Consider the following 22,185-nt stretch of genomic DNA (forward strand, 5'->3'; position numbering starts at 1 on the left):
AAGTATGCTCATACCTTCCTACCCGATTTAATGGTATAATATACATAGTTATAAGGAAAGGCGGTTTTAAAATGCCGGTGCGTTTATAAATAACTTCCAAAGTTAAGGAGGGAAAATGTCGTTAGAAAACAGGGTTATAGGTTTTATAGGTGCGGGCAATATGGCTTACGGGCTTATTAAGGGAATGGTTAGCGTAAAGCCCGGTGCGGAAATTTTGATTTACGATACCGATGCCGAACGGGCAAATTTTGTCAGGGATACCTTGAGAGTAAATCCGCTGAATAGCATAGGAGAGGTTATCGAAAATTGCGACATAGTTTTTATTGCCGTCAAACCTTATTCCGTGGAAAGCGTGCTCGAGGTTTCCGCTCAGGCCTTGAACGGTTTTAAAAATAGCAGAGATTTTCCAATGTTTATTTCGATGGCTGGCGGGGTTAAGGTTGACTTTATGGAAGAGGTTTTCAACCGGACGCTGAAAAATATTTTCCCGATAAAAATATTCAGAATTATGCCGAACATAAACTCCTTAGTGGGTAAGGGGGTGAGCGCGGTGTGTTACAATAATTATGTTTCGGATGAAGATATAAAAATAGCAACCGAAATATTGGAAACATCCTCGAAGGTTTTGGTTATCGAGGAGAAATATTTTGATGCGGTAACCGCTTTAAGCGGGAGCGGCCCCGCGTATGTATTTTTAATTGCCGAAGGGCTTATCGAGGCGGGGGTTAAACTTGGTCTTCCGAGAAATGCGGCAAAGACTTTGTCGCTTCAAACGCTTCTCGGTTCGGCTGTTCTGCTAAACGCTCCGGAATTTTCGAAATCTTCCACGAAAGACCTTAAAGATATGGTAACATCCCCGGGCGGCACGACGGCTTACGGACTTGCAAAGTTAGAAGAAGGAAGAATTAAATATGTTTTGGACTCGGCCGTAAATGCGGCGTATTTGAGGGCAAAGGGGCTGCTTTAAAAAATGCCGGAATCTTCTCTTGTAATAGCGGATAATATAAAAAATATAAATGTAAAAGTAAAAACCGCCGCCGTAAAAAGCGGCCGAGATTTCTCGGATATAACGATTTTGGCGGCGTCTAAAACGAGAAGCCCCGGGGAGATTCTGGAAGCGTTTAACTGTGGCATAAAGGTTTTCGGGGAGAACTATGTTCAGGAGTTTTTGTCCAAGTTTGAGTTGCTTGCGGGCTATAAAGACCTTCGCTGGCATATCATAGGGCATCTTCAAAAAAATAAAGTTAAATATATAACCGGAAAGGTCGATTTAATTCATTCCATTGACAGCGTCCCGCTTGCGAAAGCCGTTGAAAACCGCGGGGTTTCCCAAAATATCGTTGCGGATATTTTAATCGAGGTAAACCTTGCCGGCGAAAAAACCAAAAACGGCGCGACAATAGATGAAACATATAATTTGGTCAAAGAAATAAATAAATTGCAGGGACTCCGGCTGAAAGGCCTTATGGCAATGCCCCCTTTGGAAAAAAATAATAGAAAATATTTTAAGTCTTTAAGAGAACTTCTTAAGGATATAAACGATAAAGGCATTTATAAAGAAAAACTTTCGACCCTTTCGATGGGAACATCGGGCGATTTCGAAGAGGCGATCGAGGAGGGCGCGACTATAATAAGGCTTGGAACCGTAATATTCGGCAGTCGTCCCCCGAAAGTTAAATCAGCATAATAACATAATAAATAAGATAATAAATTAACCTAAGGTGGAATATTATAAAAAACAGGTAATACTGGCATCGTCTTCGGAAAGAAGAATATTTCTGCTTAAACAATTAGGCGCGGGTTTTATTGTCGTAAATCACAGGCTTCAAGTGGAACCGCAGTTTGACGGAAGCGCGCCCCTCGGTCGTTTTGTTCAGGATCTTGCGTTAAAGAAGGCGGAAAGTTTGCAGGAATACTATCCCGATAACTTTATAATAGGCTCCGATACCGTTATATGCCTGAACGGAACGGTTTACGGCAAACCCAAAGACTTTGACGATGCCTTTAATACGATAAAAGAACTTTCGGGCAAAACCCATGAGGTTTACACAGGTGTCAGCCTGATCAACAAGCTTAAAAATGTTTATAGAACCGCTTACGATAAAACCTTCGTTAAGGTAAAACCGTTAAATAACGACGAGATAAAAAATTATCTGAATAAATATCCCCCGTTTGATAAGGCGGGAAGTTATGGAATTCAAGATGATAACGGGATTGTGGAGTCATACGCAGGCTCTTTTGAAAATGTTTTAGGACTGCCCGTTCAAAAATTAATCCCGCTATTAAATGAATATCACTTGATATAGCAATTTCCGCGCAAATGCAAGTTTAGACCCCCCCTATAAAAAAAGGGGGGTCTAAACAGCGGGTGTCAGGGAGCCTTATTTGTTCCCCCGCCTCAGTAGCTCCATTGCCTTTTTGAGGCTTATCTGCATCCTGTTAAATGATTTTGCAAGCGAGCCTATTTCATCATTTCTCGGATGGACAATCTCTTCGGTAAAATGCCCCTTCGATATTTCATCGGCAAGTTTCGACATTTTAGTTATCGGTTTTATTATTGCGCTTTTTATAATAAAATAAAGGAATAAGATAATGATAACAATAAAAATTACCGCAATAATCACAGAATTTTTAATAAAAATGTTTTGAGCATTTTTAAGAGGCTTCAGAGAGTATATTAACTTTACGCCGCCTAAAATATCCCCCGACGAAGCTCTTGTATGGCACATTAAACAGTTTATTCCCCTCGAATTTGTTCTTGCCACGAAAGGGACTCCCACCATAAGTTCAAAGGGCTTGCCGTTTTTATAAATAATTTCGGTCGATGTTTTATCCGAACTTAAGATTTTATTATCAAAGGAAGAGCTCGGTTCTTCTTCCTTAAGTCCTTTTCCAAATTCGGCGTTTACAATTCCTCCCCTTATTACCTGAAAGTCTTTTATCCCCCTAATCTTTTTATAAATGGAAAAAAGCCCCTTTCTATCGGTTTTTTTCTTAATTGTCCCGTTCAGCATCATGGCGTTGAGACTTGAGAGGGCTGTTTTTGCAGTTACTACAGCGTCATGTTTAGTTAGAGAAACAGTAAGTTTGTTTTGGAGATTGTAAGAGTTGTAAACGATTAAAGCGATTGGAATAATGACGAGCAAGACAAGAGGAACGATAATTTTTGTCTTTACCCTTACATCCTGAAAAGATTTAAAAATGCCGTTGGGCATAATACACCACCTTTAATTAAATAAAATTAAATAAGAAGAACGATTGGTTAATTAGAAAATATGTTTTATGGATTATATAAACAGGCTTTTTAAATTTATATTTATTATATTAATTAATATTAGTCGGAAGATTTCTCGCCTTCCGCCAGTTTTGGCAATGTCCATGCCGCGTAATCGCATTTTGGATAATTAGAGCATCCGTAAAATTTTCGGCCTTTTTTTGTCCGCTTTTCGACTAAATAGCCGCCGCAGCCGGTTGGGCAGGGAATTTTGGATTTATTATGCTTAACGGGTATAGGTTTTATATTTTTGCATTCGGGGTATCCGCTGCAAGAAAGGAATTTGCCGTATCTGCCGGTTTTTATTACCATCGGTTTCCCGCATTTCTCGCATATTTCATCCGTTTCATCCGCCTGAGCGCCGCCTTCCGCATTTTCTTTTGGAATCTCTTTAGTGTTTTTGCATTCGGGGTATCCGCTGCAGGCCAGAAACTTGCCGAACCTCCCCATCTTTATTACCATCGGTTTCCCGCATTTTTCGCAAATTATATCCGTGGGTTCCGAAGTTCCCTTTATGTTTTTAATGTTCATTTTGGCGGCGCCAAAGCTTTTCATAAATTGGTCGTAAAAATTTGCCAGCAGCTCTTTCCTGCTCATTGCTCCCTTTTCGATCCCGTCAAGTTTTGCTTCCATATTTGCCGTAAATTTTAAATCTACGATATCGGAAAAACCTGCTTTTAAAATATCCGAAACCGTCATTCCCAATTCGGTAGGCTTAAACTTTTGCGTGGAACCGCCTTTTTTTGAGGCATCCGCCGATTCCGTCGTCATAGCCACATAATCTTTATTTTTGATGTTTGCAATGATGCTTTGATATGTGGACGGCCTGCCGATGCCGTTTTCGTCTAAGGCTTTTACTAAGGTTGCCTCGGTGTATCTGGGCGGAGGTGAAGTAAAATGCTGAAAAGTATCAACCTTTTTTATATCGGCGGGGTCGCCTTTCGTAAGAAGCGCAAAAATTTTTAATATGGAACTACGGGATGCTTCGGCATCTTCCTGCTCCTCGCCGTCAGATTTGGCTTTAATATTTGAACTTGTGCCAACCGCAGATTCATTTATTACTTTTTGGAATCCGTCAAAATTTAAAACACTCTCCGTCGTTTTAAAGGTATATGCGGTATTTTTATCAGCTTGCGGTTCGTTATAGATGCCCTTTATAACTATGCTGTATTGGTCGTATATGCTTTCGCTCATAAGCGAGGCCACGAAATAAGTCCATATTAGATTATATAGTTTGTATTCGTCAGGGGTCAGATATTCTTTAATTTTTTTAGGCGTCAATAAAACATCGGTAGGCCTTATTGCTTCGTGTGCGTCCTGTATCTTCCCTGCTTTTCCCTTTCCTTTATTAAATTCGTTTTTGTTTAAATATTCTTTGCCGAATGAATTTTCTATAAAATTTTTGGCCGCGGCGGCGGACATTCCGGATATTCTGGTCGAATCCGTTCTCATATAAGTTATAAGACCGACTGGACCTAACGGTTTATTGCTTACCCCTTCCACCGTCCCCAGTTCCACTCCTTCATAAAGCTTCTGGGCTATCGTCATTGTTTTTTTAACGGGAAATCTCAAAATTTTAGCGGCTTCCTGCTGGAGCGTGCTCGTAATAAGCGGAAGAGGAGGCTTTCTGGACGATTGTTTTTTGCCTATCTCCTCTATTTTATAGTTATCCGTTTTTAATAGTTTTTCTTTTAATCCCGAAACCTCTTCCTCGTTTTTGATTTTAGGTTCTTTTCCGTTAATTTTAAAAAGTTCGCACTCTATGCTTATGATTTTATTTTCTTTTATATCAAAAAGCGCGGTTACAGTCCAAAACTCTTCTTTTTTAAAATCCTTTATTTCTTTTTCCCTTTCGACAATCAAATATAAAGCAACCGACTGAACCCTGCCCGCCGAAAGTCCTCTGCGCACTTTTTCCCATAAAAACGGGCTAAGATTATAGCCGACGAGCCTGTCTAAAATTCTCCTTGCTTTTTGGGATTCATACATTGGCTCATTCAAAGAAGTAGGATTTTTTATAGCATTTTTTATAGCGTCTTTTGTTATTTCGTTAAAAAGAACCCTTTTCACATCAGGTTTTTTGCCTTTGATGGTATCGATGATTTCTTTAATATTCCATGCTATAGCTTCACCCTCCCTGTCAGGGTCTGCCGCAAGATATACGGTTTCCACGTTTTTTGCTATTTTCTTAATTTCTTCGATGGTTTTTTCTTTGCCTTTTATAATTTCATATTTTGGTTCGAAGTCATTTTTTATATCGACGCCAAGGGTGTTTTTGGGTAAATTTTTAATATGCCCGACCGTAGCCTTAACTATAAAATCCTCGCCCAGATATTTATTTATAGTGTGCGCTTTCGATGGAGATTCGACAAGTACAAGATTTTTCATAAGGTTTTAGTATTATTTTTATTTTAATTTAATTTGATTTTTTAATAACCCCGCCGGGGAATCTTTCTATTTCCGAATTCATCTCAAGCATCGAGACATTCTTAAGAATTTCGTTTGAGTTAATATTAAACTTAATATTGCTTAGTTTTATTAAATTGTCAATAGTTATATTTTCTTTTTCCAAAGTTTTTAATATAAATTCTTGAATAGGGCTGTATTCCGTTTTATTTTTAGCCGCATCGCTGCCGGGCAGGGTTAAATTATTATGAATACCTTTGGCATGCCGTTCCCCTTCAAAAATCTTTACCTGTTTGCCCGCATCTTTAAATTTTTTCATAACGCTTAACAATGAACTATTCTCCGACAGATACAGTATAGCCATTTCTTCCGATAAATGAAAAGCAAGGTTATTTCTTAAGGCGAATCCGTATTTTGAAGTTTTCGAAAACGGGTCTAAGGCAGAAATTTGCAAAATGTTTTTAAAATCAAACCTCGAGGTTGGCGATACTTTGGATAGTTTAGCCTGTTTATTTGGGATACTGGAAGTGAGCAGCGAATAATGCGGTAAAATTATCAGCGGAGAAGGATCGTCAAATTTTTCTATAAATTCTATTTCAGCCTCGCTGTTTGTTCCAATGCAAATAAAGCCCTCTTCTGCGTTACCTTTGCCTGCATAATAATCTTTAAAATCTTTTAATATACTCTTGCCCGGCTTATAAATTTTAGCGTCTTTGAATCTGGACGATGTCAAAAATAGACCCTTAGGCGGCTTTATGTTTATATTAAAAATGTTAAGCGGGTCATAGATATGCAAAAATTGCGGGAGTGCGGGAGTAAAAGAATTTTTTCCGCAATTTTTTATCAAGCGGGTTGTTTGTATAGGTTTTATGCAGTGTTTATTCAATGCGGCGATTTCGCCCGAGACCTTTTCCGCAAACTTATGGTAAAAGGCGGAATTTTTGAAATCGCTCCCTGCAATATCGCAATTATCCTGGATGTTTTTTATATATCCTTCCGCCTTAGCCTTCAGTCTTATCCTGTAATTAAAATATAGCGGGCTTTCGCCCAGCCGGTAATCTTTTTCGTCCGTCATAAGCACATGCGTGTGAGGTTTTATATCTGAAATTTTTTGTAATCTTTTCCTGTAATTTATTTAAATAATATGATAAAATAAAAAAAATTAAAATGATTTTTTGTTTATGAAAATGACAACGGGTTTTATCTTTATAAAAGCGAAGAATAAATTATTTCGGTTTTTGTTAATCTGCCTTGCCGTTCTAACCCCTTTATTATCCATTGCCGTTGCGCCTCTGCCGTCTTACGGAAATACGGCTTACGGTAAAAATATTTCAGGTAAAGGCGGAACGATAAAAATTGCCGTACTGCTTCCGACCGAAGGAAGGTTTGCTTATTTTAGCAAACAGTTTATAAACGGGTTGCTGCTTAGCTCAAATAACCCCGACGGCTCAAAAATAAGGTATGTAATCGTAAATTTACCGGAAAATGCCGGCAGAACTAACATCGGTTATATATTTGGCTCCTTGGCAAAAAAGGGAATAAGCGCCGTGGTCGGCCCGATTTTTGCGAGGCAATTAAAATATTTTGCGCATAATTCCGTTAAATTTAAAATTCCGGTAATAACACCCTCTCCGCTTGCGGCCAAAGAAGATATTTCGCCGTTTGTTTTCGGTTACGGCATGACTTTAAAGCAGGAGATGAAAACGGAAATTAAATACGCCGCGTACGCCGGTATAAATTCTATTTCGGTCATATATCCTTACGGCGGCTACGGAGAAAAAATCCTTGCGTATATAAGGCGTTATTCTTTGAGATACGGCATTAATATTTTAAATACGGCCGCATACGATTCCAAAACGGTCGATTTTTTTAATAATTTCAATTCAATCGTCCGGTTTCATAATGTCGGACAGGGTCATTTAACAAAAGCCGAGGAGGCGCAACTCGGGGTTACCCCTTACGACCTTATGCACGGCATAACAAAGGCAAAACCGACCATCCCTTTTAAAGGTCTTTTTGTAATAGGAAGCCCCTCAAAGCTTGAGCTGATTTTGACCCAGCTTATGTATTATAATATTGACGGGTTTCCTATATTCGGCTTAAGTTCGCTTGATTCGCAATCGTTTGTAGAAAAGTACGGATTTTATATGCAAGGCGCAATTTTTCCCAACGGGTTTTTTAAGTATGACGACAACGGCGTCGTTAAAAAATTCGATGCGGCGTATAAAAAATATTATGGGAAAATGCCTAATATACTCAGCGCCGAAGGTTACGATATCGGAGGGATATTGATTAAGGCGGCGGAGAAACTTCCCCGCCCAGGGGCGGCGGCGATTAGCGGCGGCGGTTCCCTGCCTTTAGGCTTGGGGCAGTTACAGAACCTGCCGGACAAAGATATTAACGGCGTTGCGTTTTACGGTTCTATTTTACGCGTTAAGTCGTACAGAGGTGTATGCGGCATCAGCCGTTTAAGCGGCAACAGGTTTAAAAAAGGACTGTACCTGTTTAAATACAAGAACAACAAGATTTACATTCTCGAAAGCCCTTTCTAAAATATAAGTATTCCAATCAAATACCTGCCTTGCAGCCGCAAAATAAAAAATGGTATTTTCTTAGTAATCTAATGTAAATATAAAATATAATATGGTGAAAATAATATGATAAACATAAAAAGAGTTTATGAAGAACCATCGGACGAAGACGGCATAAGAATATTGGTCGATAGGCTATGGCCGAGAGGCATGAGCAAAGAAAAAGCCAAGATAAATTTCTGGTTTAAAGACATCGCTCCTTCAAACGAATTAAGGAAACTGTATCATACGGCGGCAATCGATTTTAACGAATTTAAAAAAAGATACTTAAAGGAGCTTTCAGAATACTCCCACAGCCGTAATTCGTTCGACGAACCGGAATCAGGTAATTCGCTGGCGGAAATATCCCGATTATTAAAAACCGGCGGTAAAAATATAACCCTGCTGTACGGTCTGAAGGACGAAATAAACAATAATGCCGCAGTTCTGAAAGAATTTATATTGAAATCGGTATAAACAAATAAATTTTGTTATTTTTATTGATTATAATAGCTAAATATTATAACAATCATACCCGCTTAAGGTTTAAGCCGGTAAAAAAAATTATATGATTCCGCCAAATCAAAACAAAGTTGACGATTTGATTCAACTGGATTTAGGTTATATTCCCGATATAAGTGTCGAAGATTACAGGCTGACGATAAACGGCTTTGTCGATAATCCCGTCATTTTGACTTATGCCGATATTGTTAATATCGGAAACGATAAAGTAATAGACGACTTTCATTGCGTTACCGGCTGGACGAAAGAATCCGCCGAATGGAAGGGCGTTTTATCAAAAAAGATTATAGCGGAAGTTAAACCCCATAAATATGCAAAGCATGTTTTGATAGCTTCCTACGACGGTTATACGACAAATGTGGGCATTGATTTTTTATTGAAAGATAATTCCATACTTGCAATTAAATACGGCGGAGAAGTTTTAACTCCCGAACACGGTTTTCCGGTGCGGTTGGTTATCCCCGGTAAATACGCATATAAAAGCGCCAAATGGGTAAAAGCCGTTACTTTCTTAGATAAAGAAGAGCTTGGATACTGGGAGCAAAGGGGTTATTCCAATAGCGCAGACCCCTTTAAAGAAGAAAGGTATGCTTCGGAAAGGTAATTATAATATTAGGTGAAAACAGGTAAGTAAACCGCTCTTTCCAAAGTTTTAAAGGTTAATCTATGTAAATTTGAATTTAGGACAGTTTGCGGATGCGGAAGGGAAAAAGGGCGGGCAGTTTTATACTCACTAGATGCATAGTTAAGCTCCTTGCTCAGATGATAGAGCCTTATAGGGGTAGAGTGCTTGACCCCTGTTGCGGTTCCGGCGGAATGTTCGTTCAATCGGAAAAAGAGTTTGTTTCCGTTACAACTTAACTCCTGCATTTGTATTGAATCTTATATATTTATATCCGGTTCCTGCACATCATACCCTTTTTGCCTTATTGATTCTTCGCTAAGCTGCCACAATTTTTTTCTTGCATTTATATCGTGGCTTACGGGATTCGGTTTTACTATTTTAAGGTCACTAAAGTATTTTCCCGTAATATTTGCTACATCATCCGAGGTTGCCAGATAAACAGGCGTAATTGCCCCTTCGCCCGCATCCCTGCTGAAAAACTTGCCGAATCCGCCCCAGCCCGCCCTTAACAACTTTGTATTTATTACGCCAGGATGAAGGCAGTTTACCGTGATATTTTTATCCTTCAGCCTTTCGCTTAATTCGATGGTAAAATAAATGACGCATAATTTGGAAAGACCATACGCCCTGTGTCCGTCATATTTTGCCGTGGTTATTAAATTTTCAAAATCCATTTCGGAAGAATGCGCCATAGAACTTACGTTTATTATGCGCGCCGCTTCGGATTGCCTCGGTTTAATTATGGGAATGAGATTTAATGTCAGAAAAAACATGGAAAGATAGTTTATCTGAAATGTTGCCTCTATGCCCTCGGGGGAAAGTGTATAATCGTTTAAATAAACGCCCGCATTGTTTATTAAGACATCCAGATTATCGTATCTCCTTTTAACCTCGTTGAAAAAGTTAAAAACCTCTTTTAAAGATATTAAGTCATAAACAAAGTAATCCAAATGTTTATTTTTAGTTAAGGCGGAAATTTCATCCACGGTTTGCTTGCATTTCTCCCCGCTTCTTCCGTGTATTAACACAAAAAAACCTTTTTTGGCAAGGATAATCGCCGTCTGCTTGCCTATTCCGTCTGTTGAGCCGGTAATAAGAACCGTTTTCATAGTTTAAGCCTCTCCGATACGATATTCCTGACGCTTTCGCTGGCGTCATTCCGCAATAAAAAAAGATATTGCGCAGGAATTCTTTTTGCAACCGCCTTTCTAACCAACGGTTCTCCGTCTTTAACCATGTCTTTTAAATATTCTTCATCGATTCTTTCCGCAACCATAATCCTTACGATAGGCTCTTTATCCTCTACAAGTGAAGGCAAAAACGATTTGTCTATTCTTTCCGCAACGGCATGCCTTACCCAGAACGATTTATCGTTAATCATCTTCGGCAGTTCTTTCGCATTGATTCTTTTCGCGACGATTAAGCGAACTTCTTTGTAAGGGTCGCTTATAAGGGGCGCTAAATTTTCAGGCGGTATTCTCGAGGCGGCTTTGTACCTTATATTTTCGTCTTTATCGCTTACGGCACGGGTAAGATAAGCAGGGTCAGCCCTGCTTACGGCATCAAACCGCTCTTTAAAACTTCCAGTTTTTAAAATATTAATAAACTCTTCTTCGGTCATTTTATCTTTATAATCGATATGTTTATATTGTTCATTATACCTTAAAAATTTATACTTAATATAATATATATATTATATTAAGGAGGTAAAAATATCATGATAAACATAAAAAGGATTTACGACGAACCGTCGGAGGAAGACGGCATAAGAATATTGGTCGATAGGCTATGGCCGAGGGGCGTAAGCAAAGAAAAAGCCGAAATAAATTTCTGGTTTAAAGACATCGCTCCTTCAAATGAATTTAAGAAAAGTCATGGTCAAAAACTTAATTTTAATATGTGAAAATGAAAAATAATGTTTCCGAAGGTTAAAAGTCATATGCATTTTGCACGCTACACAAATTGCAAATTAAGAATATAAAAATCGCATCCAAATTGCTCTAATGACATTACTTAATTTAATTAAAATATATAATAAATTATAAATTTATAAAGATGATAAAACTAATAATAAGCAATTCTGGATTCCCGCTTTCGCGGGAATGACACCCAAAGGGTGAAACGATAAATCCTCTCAAAGTCATTCCCGCGTAGGCGGGAAAGTTTCTTTGAAACTTCACGAGGCTGAAAGCCGAGAGCGAAGGGGAATCCAGAAAATAAAATCCTAAATCGGGATTTGGGTTAAACTATTTTATTGCTTTCTTTCTCATTACATATTATACTTATCATAATAAGCAAATATATATTTAAAATGCTTATCATAATAAGCATAATTATTGATATTCTGCTTATTATAAATATACAAACCAATCAAAGTTAAATTATTAAATTTTAATGTATGGCTGATTTTTTAGAAAATATAGTAAGATTCCATGCCGGCATAATTAACGATACACCATTATCTTTCACGCGATATCTATACGACAAAATTGATTTTAATGAAAGATTAATAGGAATTGTAGGGCAAAGAGGGGTCGGAAAATCTACTTTAATGCTGCAATATCTTAAAAAAAATTTTATCAATCCTGAAGATGGACTATATCTTTCTTTAGACAATCCTATAGTAGCAGGGATTAATTTGACGCTTTTTACAGAAGATTTTGTAGCCAAAAATGGAAAATTGCTTATTTTAGATGAGGTTCATAAATATAACAATTTTCACCAGCATATAAAATCTATTTACGATTCTTTTAAAAAATTAAAGATTATATTTTCAGGCAGCAGCGAATTGCACTTAAAAAGGGATGGGGTTGATTTATCAAGAAGAGCAATAGTTTACAACATGAATGGATTATCTTTTAGAGAATTTATTAATTTAGAAACAGGTTTAAATTTTCCTGCCGTAAGTATAAAAGATATTGTACAAAATCATTATGCCGTATCTTTGAATATTACAAATAAAATTAAGCCGCTATCATATTTTGAAAAATATTTAAATTATGGATACTATCCATTTTATAAGGAAAGCAAAAGTGGATATTTAATTAAATTATATAATGTTATAAATGAAGTGCTCGAAGGAGATATGGTAATCCTTGGACTTATACATCCTTCCCATATTCATAAAATTAAAAAACTTTTAGATATACTTTGTGCATCTGACCCTTTTAAAATTAATATAGAGAAACTTGCTGCTTCTGCAGAAATAGATAGAAATACAGTTTATAAATATATTAAAAACCTTAATGAATCACATTTAATTACGGTATTATATCAAAAAGCTAAAGGATATGGGATAATGACTAAACCTGAAAAATTATACCTGAATAATTCTAATTTAGTTTATGCTCTCTGCAATAATAACAGCTTGGGAACAATAAGAGAAATTTTTTTCATAAATCAAGTTTCAGCGGTAGTACAAAGAGTAAATAGCTATAAATCAGGAGATTTTATAGTTGACGATAAGTTTATTTTTGAAATAGGCGGAAAGAATAAAGATTTTTCACAAATAAAAGATATAGAAAATTCATTTCTTGCATTGGACGGAATAGAAATAGGCTATAAAAGAAAAATACCTCTTTGGCTTTTTGGATTTCTATATTAAAGATTTATTTGCTTAAATTCCTACCGTTTTTAAAATATTTAGAAACTCTTCCTCGGTTATTTTTATAAATTTATAACGGCAAATTTTTATTTTAATTGCAATGTCTGAACTCAGGCGATTGCTATTTTTCATATCCGTTTTAATTGGGCCAATCAGCCGAATATCTTAAATATCCCCTTTTTTTCGGGTTTTACCAAAGGTTTGTACGATTCTAAATCGGCTATATCTTCGGGTTTTTCAATAGAAACGATTATCCATGGCGGAGGGGTGGATATCGAACAGCCGCCGCCCGACATTCTTGGATGATAAATCTTTATTATGGAAGGGTTTTCTTTAGTATGGACATAAAACCATCCGCAAATCTTATCTAACTTTTTAATTTCTTCCATTCTTTCGCTTATAAAATCGGCTGCTTTGCCGGCGCCTAATTCAGCTTTCTCATCATCAAGCTGCGTATAGACATAATACCAGGATGAGCCGGAGTTTTTGACTGCGCCTATTAGCTTTTCGACATCTTCCCATTTCAAGAGGCCGGAAAAAGCCACGGTATCTACTTTGTAAGGCATCTTTTTCTCCTTTTTTTAATTTTCTTTACGTTTATTCTGTTTTCATTTCGTTTTATATTATTTTACCATAACATTATACCCTATTTCGATTATTTCGGCTAAAAATTTATGATTTATATTTATTATGTATAAATTACATTTTGAAAATTATATCCTTAAAAACCTGTTAAATCATTGCTCCTGCGCCTTAAACTTTTAAACTTAAAATTTATATTGTATAATGTAACAATGTGTATAAAATTAATTAATTTAAATTTATTTGTGGAACTTTAATGTCCGTAAAGAAACAGGTAAATAAAAACAAACCTAAAAAAACGAAAAAAAAATTAATAGGGATAATAGCAATCGCGGCTTTCGTCTTAATACTTGCACCTTTTATCATTGTAGCCGTTCTTTATTTTTTGCTTTCATCCACCGTTCCCAATATTATCTCCCTTAAGAGTTATCATCCGCAGCAGGTGAATTATGTATATTCATCCAGCGGAAAACTTGTAGGCTACTTAGGTTCGGTAAACAGGGAGGTTGTTCCTTTTTCAAATATACCTCTGCAGGTCAGGGAGGCTTTTTTGGCGGCGGAAGATAAAAATTTTTATAGTCAGGGACCGCTCGATTATAAGGCAATTGCGAGGGCTTTTGTAGTTAATCTCACGGCGGGACGCATTGTCGAGGGTGGTTCGACGATAACACAGCAGGTGGCAAAAACCCTTCTCGTTCCGTATGAAAGGACATACATCTGGAAGCTGAGAGAGGCTATTTTAGCTTACCGTATAGCAAATAATTTATCAAAAAACGATATTTTAGATATTTATCTTAATCAAATATACCTGGGCAACAACGCATATGGCGTTGAGGCGGCTTCCCTCACATATTTCGGAGTGCCGGTATGGAAACTAAACCTTGCTCAGGCGGCTATGCTTGGAGGGCTTCCGCAGGCGCCGTCGTTTTTAGACCCTTATATTCATTTTAAAGATGCCAAAAGAAGGCAGAAATATGTTCTGGAACAGATGGCCAATGACGGATTCATTTCTAAGGCGCAGGCTATATCCGCCTATAATACAAAACTTGTTTTTCACAACTACTTTAAATATTACGGGATTGCTCCATACTATCTTGCCTTTATCAAGCAGAGGATTATAGATAAGTACGGTAAAACCGTTTATAAAGAGGGCGGACTTAAGATTTACTCCGCCTTAAGCGCAAGGGCGCAGAAATATGCCGACGAAGCCGTAAAACCCGGACTTACTAAACTTTCTCACGAATACGGTTATACCGGTCCTCTTAAAAAGTTAAGCTATGATGAAATGCTTAAAAAAATTAACGAAAATAAAAACCGGGTAGAAGGTTTATACATAGGCAGTATTTATAAGGGGTTTGTTACCGGCGTTTCCCCTGATGGGCAGCTTGCTTATGTTACCGTCGGGAAATTCAAAGGGATTCTTCCCGTTAATAATATGAGGTGGGCATCCAGGTTTGAACGCTATGTTTATTTTGCTTATAGAACCGTTAGCAATGTGAATCAGGCCCTAAAGCCCGGATATGAAATATTAGTCAAATTTGACGGCGCAGATAAAAACCATACGCCCATTTTTTCCTTAGAAGAAAAGGATGTTATCGAAGGGGCGTTAGTTTCGATTGACCCTAAAAACGGGTATGTGAAAGCCATGGTCGGCGGTTACAGTTTTAAAGATACTCAGTTTAACAGGGCGCTTTATGCCAAAAGGCAAACCGGTTCGGCATTCAAACCTATCGTATATGCCGAGGCTTTAACGCTCGGGTACTCCCCTTCTTCTTTAATAAACAACACTCCCGTGATTTATCCGACGGGGGTTCAGGGGAAGTATTATAAGCCCCACAATTTTTCGCGCCGGTTTACCGGCCCGACGACGCTTTTAATAGGACTGGCGCACTCCATCGATGTTATTGCCGTAAAGCTTTTGGAGAAGGTCGGTGTGGATAAAGTGGCGAATTTAGCAAACGAGATGGGTATCCGCCATGTCGTAAGAAACCTTACTATGGCTCTGGGTTCGTCAAGCGTCAGGCTTATCGATTTAACGGATGCTTATACCGCGTTTTCTAACGGCGGAAAGGAGTGCAAGCCCATTTTTATCGTAAAGATACTGACGCCCGCAGGTAAAACCCTTTATCATAATACGCCTGTCTGTAAACAGGTGCTGACCCCTCAGGTTGCTTATGTTCTGACAAATATGCTTGAACGGGTCATTACAAACGGAACCGGCGTTACCGTCTCGAAAATAAGGAAAATTACCCCGTATGTCGCGGGGAAAACAGGTTCGTCAAGCCAGTACAGGGACGGCTTGTTCATGGGATACACGTCTTCTTTGGTAACCGGTGTTTGGACTGGGCTGGACGATTTTCATTCGATGGGAAGATTTATGGTCGGGGCTATCACTGCCGCGCCGATTTGGGACGCTTACATGTCTAAGGCGCTGAATATTTATCCTCCGAAGGCATTTAAAATTCCAAAAGGAGTGGTATTTGCGGAAATTAATCCTCACACGGGTTTAATTGCAAATTCAAATTATAAGGATCCGATTTTGATGCCGTATGTTTCGGGGACAGAGCCGACCTTGAGTAAAAAACAAAAAAAGATCAAAAACCCGCAGTTGTTTTTTGGACTGTTTTAATTATTTTATTTTAGCTATATAGATTCCTGCCGCCTTTCACCTGCAAAGGCGGCATGCACTTTTAAACGCAGGCAAAAGACGTGCAGAGCCTGCCCTCTTCAGAGCTTCTGGGCAGGGGAACGACAAACGAGAGGATAAAATTATTTTGAATACGCCAAAACCTTTGATAGACAGCCATGGCCGGAAAATAACCTATTTAAGGGTAAGCATAACGGACAGGTGCAACTTAAGATGCGTTTATTGCATGCCGGAAAAAGGGATTAATCCTTTAAGCCACAGCGAGATAATATCTTATGAGGATATTTTGAGATTTGTTAATGTCCTGGCAAATCACGGGGTTAATAAGATAAGAATTACCGGCGGCGAGCCCTTAGTGAGGAAGGGCTTAGTGGACTTTACCCGCAATTTGGGTAAAATAACGGGCATAACCGATATTTCCATGACCACGAACGGAACGCTTCTTGAAAAATATGCAGCCGAGCTTTATAATGCAGGACTCAAAAGGATTAATATAAGCCTTGATTCTTTGAAAGAAGACAGGTTCCGGCAAATTTCGAGGATGGGCAATTTAAAAGATGTTTTAATGGGCATAAAGCTTGCGCAAAAAACAGGTTTTAACCCCATAAAAATCAATACGGTACTGATAAAAGGGATAAATGACGACGAGATAATAGATTTCGTAAATTTTGCAAGGGAATTTGAAATTAACTTAAGGTTTATCGAATATATGCCTATCGGCGGAAATATTACGGAAACTATCACATCAAAATGGATTGAGGAGAAAATAAGAAGCGTGTTTGACGGCTTTGAGCTGATTTCAGGGAACGGGTATCAAGCGGTTAGTAAAGAATATGGATTTAAGGATAGCAACGCGGTTATCGGATTTATAAGTCCGTTATCGGAGCATTTTTGCACAGGCTGCAACAGGTTGCGGCTTACGGCTTCTGGCAAACTAAGGCTTTGCCTTTTTTACGACAGCGAATATGACATTAAAGAAATTCTAAGCGTCGGACGGGATGACGAAGCTATTTTTAACTGGGTTGCAGGTTTAATCCAGTTAAAACAGGATAAGCATAATTTTAGCGAAAAGGCTAAAAAGCCCGGTTCTTTATTATGGGCTAACGATTTTATGAACGGAATCGGCGGGTAATGATTACTAAAACACTGCAAGCAAAGGAGGAATTTTGGATCAAAAGAGTATTGTCGATATTAACATAGAAGACGAGATGAGGCAGTCATATCTTGATTACGCAATGAGCGTGATTATAGGAAGAGCTCTTCCTGAGGTTAAAGACGGGTTAAAACCGGTTCATAGAAGGATTCTTTTTGCTATGAACGAGATAGGCAATGATTTTAACAAGCCTTATAAAAAATCTGCAAGAATCGTCGGCGATGTAATAGGTAAATACCACCCGCACGGGGATGCGGCGGTTTACGATTCTATCGTCAGAATGGCGCAGGATTTTTCCTTAAGATATCCGCTTGTTGACGGGCAGGGGAATTTTGGTTCGATAGACGGAGACCCTCCTGCCGCCATGAGATATACCGAAATCAGAATGACCAAACTTTCGTCGTTTTTATTAGACGATATAGATTTCGAAACGGTTGACTTTGCCCCCAACTACGACGGTTCGTTAAAAGAGCCCGCCGTCCTGCCGGCTAAGTTTCCAAACCTGCTCATTAACGGTTCATCGGGTATCGCCGTAGGAATGGCATCAAATATTCCTCCGCACAATCTCATCGAAGCAATAGACGCAACGCTCCATTTTATGGATAATACAGGCTGCGGCATAGAGGAATTGACAGCCATAATCAAAGGCCCCGATTTTCCTACGGGAGGCATAATTTACGGTCATTCGGGAATAAATAATTATTTTAAAACGGGAAGGGGGCTTGTAAAGGTAAGGGCCAAGCACCATTTCGAGAAATCAAAAATAATCATAACCGAAATACCGTATCAGGTAAACAAATCAAAAATACTTGAAAGAATAGCCGAACTTGTTAAGGAAAAAAAGATTGAAGGAATATCCGACCTGCGTGATGAATCCGATAGGGAAGGGTTAAGAATAGTTATCGAACTAAAAAGGGATGCCAACGAGACCGTCATAATTAACAATCTTTTTAAACACACCCAGCTTGAGGAAACATTCGGAGTGATTTTTCTTGCGATAGTGAATAATCAGCCAAAAATATTAAATATAAAGGATATGATATCCCTTTTTGTGGATTTTAGAAAAGAAGTAGTTATAAAAAGGACGCTATTCGAATTAAAAAAGGCTGAATCCCGCCTTCATATATTGGAAGCTTTTAAAATTGTAGCCCAAAATATCGATGAAGTCATCGAGCTTGTAAAAACATCCGATTCCCCGTCCGTTGCCAAAGAGCGCCTTATGAAAAGATTTAATTTTTCCGAAATTCAGGCCCGCGCCGTTCTAGATTTAAAATTAGAGAAGATTACAAGCTTAGAGCGCAAACAAATTATTAAAGAATATGAGGAAATACTCGACAAAGTTAAAAAATTAAGAGACCTGCTGGGAAGCGAGATACTTATAAAGAATGTTATAAAGGAGGAGCTTAAGCTTATAAAGGATAAGTTTGGCGATGAAAGAAAGACGGAAATAGTACAGGAAGAAAACGAGGTAACCCTCACCGACCTCATACCAAATGAAGCCATGATAGTTATGATAACCGAAAACGGTTATATAAAAAGGACAAAGTTATCGACCTTTAAGGCTCAACATAGAGGCGGCAAAGGGCAGACGGGCATTAAATCAAAAGAAGAAGATTTTGTCGCAAACTCCTTCTGTGCAAATGCTCTTGAATCTATCCTGTTTATCACGAATATGGGGAATGCCTATAAACTAAATGTTTACGATATTCCTGAAACATTAAAATCCTCCAAGGGCAAACCTATCGTAAACCTTCTTAATTTAAGGGAAAAGGAACTGGTTTCATCCGTTCTTCCTATTGCAAATTTCGATAAGGATTATTCGATTTTTATTGCCACAAAAAACGGCCAGATTATTAAAACCTCGCTAGATAAATTTGCAAATGTCAGGAAAGGCGGGCTTATCGCAATAAGGCTTAAAGACGGCGACGAGGTCATAAGCACTCAAATTGCCGACAACGCCTTAAAGAATCAGCTTGTCGTAATAGCCACAAAAATGGGAAAGTCCATTTGCGTGGGTATTAACGATTTTAGAACTCTGGGCAGGGGAGCGATGGGTGTCAGGGGGATCAGGCTTTCCAAGAATGATTCCGTCGTTTCTATGGATTTGCTTTCCTCGGCGGATGATTACCTTATAGCCTTTACGGAAAAGGGCTACGGGAAAAAGACGAAGATGACGGAGTTTAGAAAACAAAATAAAGGCGGAAAGGGAATAATCGCTATAAAAACGGGGCAAAGAAACGGCTTTGTCGTTTCGGTTCTAAAAGCGTCCGGAGACAACGACATAATAATAATAACCTCCAACGGCAAGATTATAAGGATAAATGCGTCCGATTTAAGAAGCATCGGAAGAAACACTATGGGCGTGAAGCTGATTAATCTCGATGAAAACGAAAGAGTCGTGAGCGCCTTAATCGCTTCCGGCGATTTAAAAGAAATAGAACAAAAATAAAACAACGCGGGTATAAACAAATTGAATATGCAAAAAGCTAAACCCATAGGCATAATAGGCGCAGGAAGTTTTGGAACGGCCCTCGCCGTCAATTTTTCAAAATTTACGCCGCATGTCTACTTAAAAGCCAGAAGCAAAGAATTTGCCGAAAAATTAAATAGGGAGAGGCAAAACGAATGTTATCTTAAAGGGGTGCCGCTTAGCGAGAATATAATAATAACAGACGATTATGAAACTATTTTTAAGAACTGCCATATTATATTTCTTGCCGTGCCTTCGAATGCATTACGGGAGACTTTATTGGATATAAAGACATATAGCGGCAAGTTTAACCTTCAAGGTTATATTTTCGTGAATACGGCAAAAGGTTTAGGCGATAAGTCTATGGAACTGCCGCACAAAGTTTTTTCAAGAACCCTCGGGAATTTAATGCTCGAAAGATATGCGGTTTTAAGCGGCCCAAGTTTTGCGGTCGAAGTCTCTAAGCATCTTCCCACGGCCGTGTGCGTCGCGTCTTTTAATAAAAAAATTTTAGACGAATTAAAAAATTTCTTTAAAAATATAGTAAACTTTAGAATATACACCTTAGACGATGTTATAGGGGTTGAACTGGGCGGGAGCCTTAAAAACATTGTTGCGCTGGCGGCAGGTATTTCCGATGGACTTGGTTTGGGCAATAATGCCAGAGCGGCGCTTTTAACGAGAGGGGTAATCGAAATGACGAGATTCGGCGAGGCTTTGGGGGCAGATAATATCACATTTACCGGTTTGTCCGGCTTAGGCGATTTAATACTTACATCGACATCGGATTTAAGCCGGAACAGATCTGTCGGGGTAAGGATAGGAAAAGGCGAGAGCTTAGATTCTATTGTAAAAGATATGAAAATGGTAGCGGAGGGTATAGCCACGACAAAGTCCGTCCACATAATAGCTAAGGAGAAAAATATTTATATGCCGATAACGGATGTTGTTTATTCCGTGCTTTATGAAGGGCTTAAACCTGCGGACGCGATAGTGAAACTTTTGGAAAGGGATATAAAAAATGAGTTTGTTTAAATTTATAATTTATAATAAATACCTTAATCCTGCATGAGAATTTTATATTCTGGATTCCCGCCTACGCGGGAATGACATAGCTGGTATTTAATTTTTAACCCAACGGTGTCATTCCTGCGAAAGCAGGAATCCAGTGTTATTAACTGTTGGATATATTAATATAGTTTCTATCACAGGATTAAGGAAATGTAAATGACAAGGGAGCCTGATTATGGGGATTAAATTAGAATACCTTCAAGATTTACAGTTCAAAGCATATTCGGATAACGGCAACGGCTACTCTGTTTTACTCGATACTTCAAAAGAGGCAGGAGGAAACGACGAGGGTATAAAGCCTACGGACTTAATTCTCGCCGGACTTGCCGGATGCAGTTCTATGGATATAGTTTCCATATTAAAGAAAAAAAGGCAGAATATAATTTCTTATAGCGCTAATGTTAGCGGCGAAAGAGCGGAAACGCATCCGAGGGTATTTACGAAAATGGTTATAACTTATGAAATTAAGGGTAAAAATATCGACGAGCAGGCGGTAAAAAGAGCAATCGAATTATCGAAAGATAAGTATTGCAGCGTCTGGGCTATGTTAAAAAATGCCGTCGATATCGAGTGGTCATATAAAATCGAAAATATTTAAAATTAAAAATAAGATAGGCGGAAAAAAGCATATTCAATGGTAAAGTTGTTCCACTCCCTTGACGGGAGGGGTTAGGGGAGGGTGCATATAATATGAAAAATTTTGATTTAACGGAAAAGGAAAAGGCCATTTTGGTAAAAACAGCCAGAAAATCTATCGAGGATACACTTAATAAAAATAAGGATGAATTTCTTAACTCGCAGGAACTATTGTCCGAACTTACGGATAACCTTAAAATAAATGCCGGCGTTTTTGTCACATTAAAGACGGGGGGAGAGCAGTTAAGGGGATGTATAGGCAATTTTATTTCTAATATTCCGATTTATAAAAATGTTTATAAAATGGCAAAAGAGGCGGCTTTCGGCGACCCGAGATTTATGCCTTTAAACAACCAGGAACTTCAAAAAATAAAGATAGAAATATCGGTTTTATCCCCTCTTGAAAGGATAGATAATCTCGATAATATAGAAATAGGCAGGCATGGCTTGTATCTTATAAAGGGGCCGTGCCACGGGGTTTTGCTCCCGCAGGTTGCTACCGAATGCAATATGGATAAAGAAGGTTTCCTGGAAGCCGTTTCGATGAAGGCGGGACTTTCGCCCGATGCTTATAAAAACGGCGCCGATATATGTACATTTTCGGCCCTTGTTTTTGGGGAGTGAA

At 38.4% G+C, this 22,185-nt stretch carries 20 protein-coding genes and 1 pseudogene; 15 read left to right on the plus strand and 6 right to left on the minus strand.

Going from position 1 to position 22,185, the window contains the following annotated elements; translation table 11 throughout:
- Positions 1–115 precede the first annotated feature (115 nt).
- Genes proC through maf form a run of 3 tightly spaced genes read left to right on the plus strand, consistent with a single transcriptional unit; the run spans position 116 to position 2,306 of the window.
- Complete coding sequence (proC, locus tag EVJ47_03825) at positions 116–967, plus strand: pyrroline-5-carboxylate reductase (GenBank protein ID RZD15410.1); 852 nt, start codon at positions 116–118, stop codon at positions 965–967.
- Between the two features lie 3 nt (positions 968–970).
- Complete coding sequence (locus tag EVJ47_03830; protein ID RZD15411.1) at positions 971–1,687, plus strand: YggS family pyridoxal phosphate-dependent enzyme; 717 nt, start codon at positions 971–973, stop codon at positions 1,685–1,687.
- Between the two features lie 34 nt (positions 1,688–1,721).
- The gene (gene maf, locus EVJ47_03835; GenBank protein RZD15412.1) at positions 1,722–2,306 is read left to right on the plus strand and encodes a septum formation protein Maf; all 585 of its coding nucleotides are present in this window, start codon (positions 1,722–1,724) and stop codon (positions 2,304–2,306) included.
- 75 nt (positions 2,307–2,381) lie between these two features.
- On the opposite strand, the gene EVJ47_03840 is transcribed toward maf, so the two are convergent.
- The 3 genes from EVJ47_03840 to EVJ47_03850 all read right to left on the minus strand — a co-directional run bounded on the left by EVJ47_03840 (position 2,382) and on the right by EVJ47_03850 (position 6,755).
- A complete protein-coding gene (locus tag EVJ47_03840) occupies positions 2,382–3,215 on the minus strand; it encodes a HAMP domain-containing protein (protein RZD15413.1) in 834 nt (277 codons plus the stop codon).
- Between the two features lie 119 nt (positions 3,216–3,334).
- Positions 3,335–5,662 (minus strand): type I DNA topoisomerase, encoded by a 2,328-nt coding sequence (gene topA / locus EVJ47_03845; protein RZD15414.1) that lies wholly within the window; start codon positions 5,660–5,662, stop codon positions 3,335–3,337.
- 28 nt (positions 5,663–5,690) lie between these two features.
- Positions 5,691–6,755 carry a hypothetical protein gene (locus tag EVJ47_03850; GenBank protein RZD15415.1) on the minus strand — a complete coding sequence of 355 codons (1,065 nt, stop codon included), beginning with the start codon at positions 6,753–6,755 and terminating at the stop codon, positions 5,691–5,693.
- 106 nt (positions 6,756–6,861) lie between these two features.
- Between EVJ47_03850 and EVJ47_03855 the strand changes: the two genes are divergently transcribed.
- The 4 genes and pseudogenes from EVJ47_03855 to EVJ47_03870 all read left to right on the plus strand — a co-directional run bounded on the left by EVJ47_03855 (position 6,862) and on the right by EVJ47_03870 (position 9,633).
- A complete protein-coding gene (locus EVJ47_03855) occupies positions 6,862–8,232 on the plus strand; it encodes a hypothetical protein (protein RZD15416.1) in 1,371 nt (456 codons plus the stop codon).
- Between the two features lie 105 nt (positions 8,233–8,337).
- Entirely contained in the window at positions 8,338–8,727 is a 390-nt protein-coding gene (locus EVJ47_03860) for a DUF488 family protein (GenBank protein ID RZD15417.1), read from the plus strand.
- A 91-nt stretch (positions 8,728–8,818) separates the two neighbouring features.
- Complete coding sequence (locus EVJ47_03865; protein ID RZD15418.1) at positions 8,819–9,376, plus strand: sulfite oxidase-like oxidoreductase; 558 nt, start codon at positions 8,819–8,821, stop codon at positions 9,374–9,376.
- 76 nt (positions 9,377–9,452) lie between these two features.
- A pseudogene (locus EVJ47_03870) lies at positions 9,453–9,633 on the plus strand (hypothetical protein).
- 21 nt (positions 9,634–9,654) lie between these two features.
- On the opposite strand, the gene EVJ47_03875 reads toward EVJ47_03870, so the two are convergent.
- Together EVJ47_03875 and EVJ47_03880 are read right to left on the minus strand one after the other, a co-directional pair.
- Entirely contained in the window at positions 9,655–10,506 is an 852-nt protein-coding gene (locus EVJ47_03875; GenBank protein RZD15419.1) for an SDR family oxidoreductase, read from the minus strand.
- Positions 10,503–11,018, minus strand: coding sequence for a hypothetical protein (locus EVJ47_03880; GenBank protein ID RZD15420.1), 516 nt, complete (start codon positions 11,016–11,018; stop codon positions 10,503–10,505). Before EVJ47_03880 ends, EVJ47_03875 begins: the two co-directional genes overlap by 4 nt.
- A 96-nt stretch (positions 11,019–11,114) precedes the next feature.
- Between EVJ47_03880 and EVJ47_03885 the strand changes: the two genes are divergently transcribed.
- Positions 11,115–11,300, plus strand: a complete 186-nt coding sequence (locus EVJ47_03885; protein RZD15421.1) for a DUF488 family protein — start codon at positions 11,115–11,117, stop codon at positions 11,298–11,300.
- Between the two features lie 495 nt (positions 11,301–11,795).
- Positions 11,796–13,001, plus strand: coding sequence for an HTH domain-containing protein (locus EVJ47_03890; GenBank protein ID RZD15422.1), 1,206 nt, complete (start codon positions 11,796–11,798; stop codon positions 12,999–13,001).
- Between the two features lie 152 nt (positions 13,002–13,153).
- Here the strand turns inward: EVJ47_03890 and EVJ47_03895 are convergent, their stop codons facing one another.
- Positions 13,154–13,567, minus strand: coding sequence for a hypothetical protein (locus tag EVJ47_03895; GenBank protein ID RZD15423.1), 414 nt, complete (start codon positions 13,565–13,567; stop codon positions 13,154–13,156).
- Between the two features lie 272 nt (positions 13,568–13,839).
- Between EVJ47_03895 and EVJ47_03900 the strand changes: the two genes are divergently transcribed.
- The 6 genes from EVJ47_03900 (at position 13,840) to amrA (ending at position 22,184) form a co-directional block, all read left to right on the plus strand.
- A complete protein-coding gene (locus EVJ47_03900; protein ID RZD15424.1) occupies positions 13,840–16,212 on the plus strand; it encodes a PBP1A family penicillin-binding protein in 2,373 nt (790 codons plus the stop codon).
- 22 nt (positions 16,213–16,234) lie between these two features.
- A complete protein-coding gene (gene moaA / locus EVJ47_03905; protein ID RZD15425.1) occupies positions 16,235–17,362 on the plus strand; it encodes a GTP 3',8-cyclase MoaA in 1,128 nt (375 codons plus the stop codon).
- A 76-nt stretch (positions 17,363–17,438) separates the two neighbouring features.
- Positions 17,439–19,832, plus strand: coding sequence for a DNA gyrase subunit A (gene gyrA / locus EVJ47_03910; protein RZD15559.1), 2,394 nt, complete (start codon positions 17,439–17,441; stop codon positions 19,830–19,832).
- 21 nt (positions 19,833–19,853) lie between these two features.
- A complete protein-coding gene (locus EVJ47_03915) occupies positions 19,854–20,888 on the plus strand; it encodes an NAD(P)-dependent glycerol-3-phosphate dehydrogenase (GenBank protein RZD15426.1) in 1,035 nt (344 codons plus the stop codon).
- A 211-nt stretch (positions 20,889–21,099) separates the two neighbouring features.
- Positions 21,100–21,522, plus strand: coding sequence for an OsmC family peroxiredoxin (locus tag EVJ47_03920; protein RZD15427.1), 423 nt, complete (start codon positions 21,100–21,102; stop codon positions 21,520–21,522).
- 92 nt (positions 21,523–21,614) lie between these two features.
- Positions 21,615–22,184, plus strand: a complete 570-nt coding sequence (gene amrA, locus EVJ47_03925) for an AmmeMemoRadiSam system protein A (protein ID RZD15428.1) — start codon at positions 21,615–21,617, stop codon at positions 22,182–22,184.
- The last annotated feature ends 1 nt before the right edge of the window (position 22,185 follow it).

Origin of the sequence: Candidatus Acidulodesulfobacterium ferriphilum (assembly GCA_004195035.1) — a bacterium.
Classification (GTDB): domain Bacteria; phylum SZUA-79; class SZUA-79; order Acidulodesulfobacterales; family Acidulodesulfobacteraceae; genus Acidulodesulfobacterium; species Acidulodesulfobacterium ferriphilum.

Bases quoted from the DNA above. Each gene is read 5' to 3' on its own strand.
- proC (RZD15410.1), top strand. From the start codon at position 116: ATGTCGTTAGAAAACAGGGTTATAGGTTTTATAGGTGCGGGCAATATG.
- EVJ47_03865 (RZD15418.1), top strand. From the start codon at position 8,819: ATGATTCCGCCAAATCAAAACAAAGTTGACGATTTGATTCAACTGGAT.
- EVJ47_03830 (RZD15411.1), top strand. From the start codon at position 971: ATGCCGGAATCTTCTCTTGTAATAGCGGATAATATAAAAAATATAAAT.
- amrA (RZD15428.1), top strand. From the start codon at position 21,615: ATGAAAAATTTTGATTTAACGGAAAAGGAAAAGGCCATTTTGGTAAAA.
- EVJ47_03900 (RZD15424.1), top strand. From the start codon at position 13,840: ATGTCCGTAAAGAAACAGGTAAATAAAAACAAACCTAAAAAAACGAAA.
- EVJ47_03850 (RZD15415.1), bottom strand. From the start codon at position 6,755: ATGACGGACGAAAAAGATTACCGGCTGGGCGAAAGCCCGCTATATTTT.
- EVJ47_03885 (RZD15421.1), top strand. From the start codon at position 11,115: ATGATAAACATAAAAAGGATTTACGACGAACCGTCGGAGGAAGACGGC.
- EVJ47_03840 (RZD15413.1), bottom strand. From the start codon at position 3,215: ATGCCCAACGGCATTTTTAAATCTTTTCAGGATGTAAGGGTAAAGACA.
- EVJ47_03890 (RZD15422.1), top strand. From the start codon at position 11,796: ATGGCTGATTTTTTAGAAAATATAGTAAGATTCCATGCCGGCATAATT.
- EVJ47_03880 (RZD15420.1), bottom strand. From the start codon at position 11,018: ATGACCGAAGAAGAGTTTATTAATATTTTAAAAACTGGAAGTTTTAAA.
- EVJ47_03895 (RZD15423.1), bottom strand. From the start codon at position 13,567: ATGCCTTACAAAGTAGATACCGTGGCTTTTTCCGGCCTCTTGAAATGG.
- EVJ47_03920 (RZD15427.1), top strand. From the start codon at position 21,100: ATGGGGATTAAATTAGAATACCTTCAAGATTTACAGTTCAAAGCATAT.
- topA (RZD15414.1), bottom strand. From the start codon at position 5,662: ATGAAAAATCTTGTACTTGTCGAATCTCCATCGAAAGCGCACACTATA.
- EVJ47_03860 (RZD15417.1), top strand. From the start codon at position 8,338: ATGATAAACATAAAAAGAGTTTATGAAGAACCATCGGACGAAGACGGC.
- EVJ47_03875 (RZD15419.1), bottom strand. From the start codon at position 10,506: ATGAAAACGGTTCTTATTACCGGCTCAACAGACGGAATAGGCAAGCAG.
- gyrA (RZD15559.1), top strand. From the start codon at position 17,439: ATGAGGCAGTCATATCTTGATTACGCAATGAGCGTGATTATAGGAAGA.
- EVJ47_03855 (RZD15416.1), top strand. From the start codon at position 6,862: ATGAAAATGACAACGGGTTTTATCTTTATAAAAGCGAAGAATAAATTA.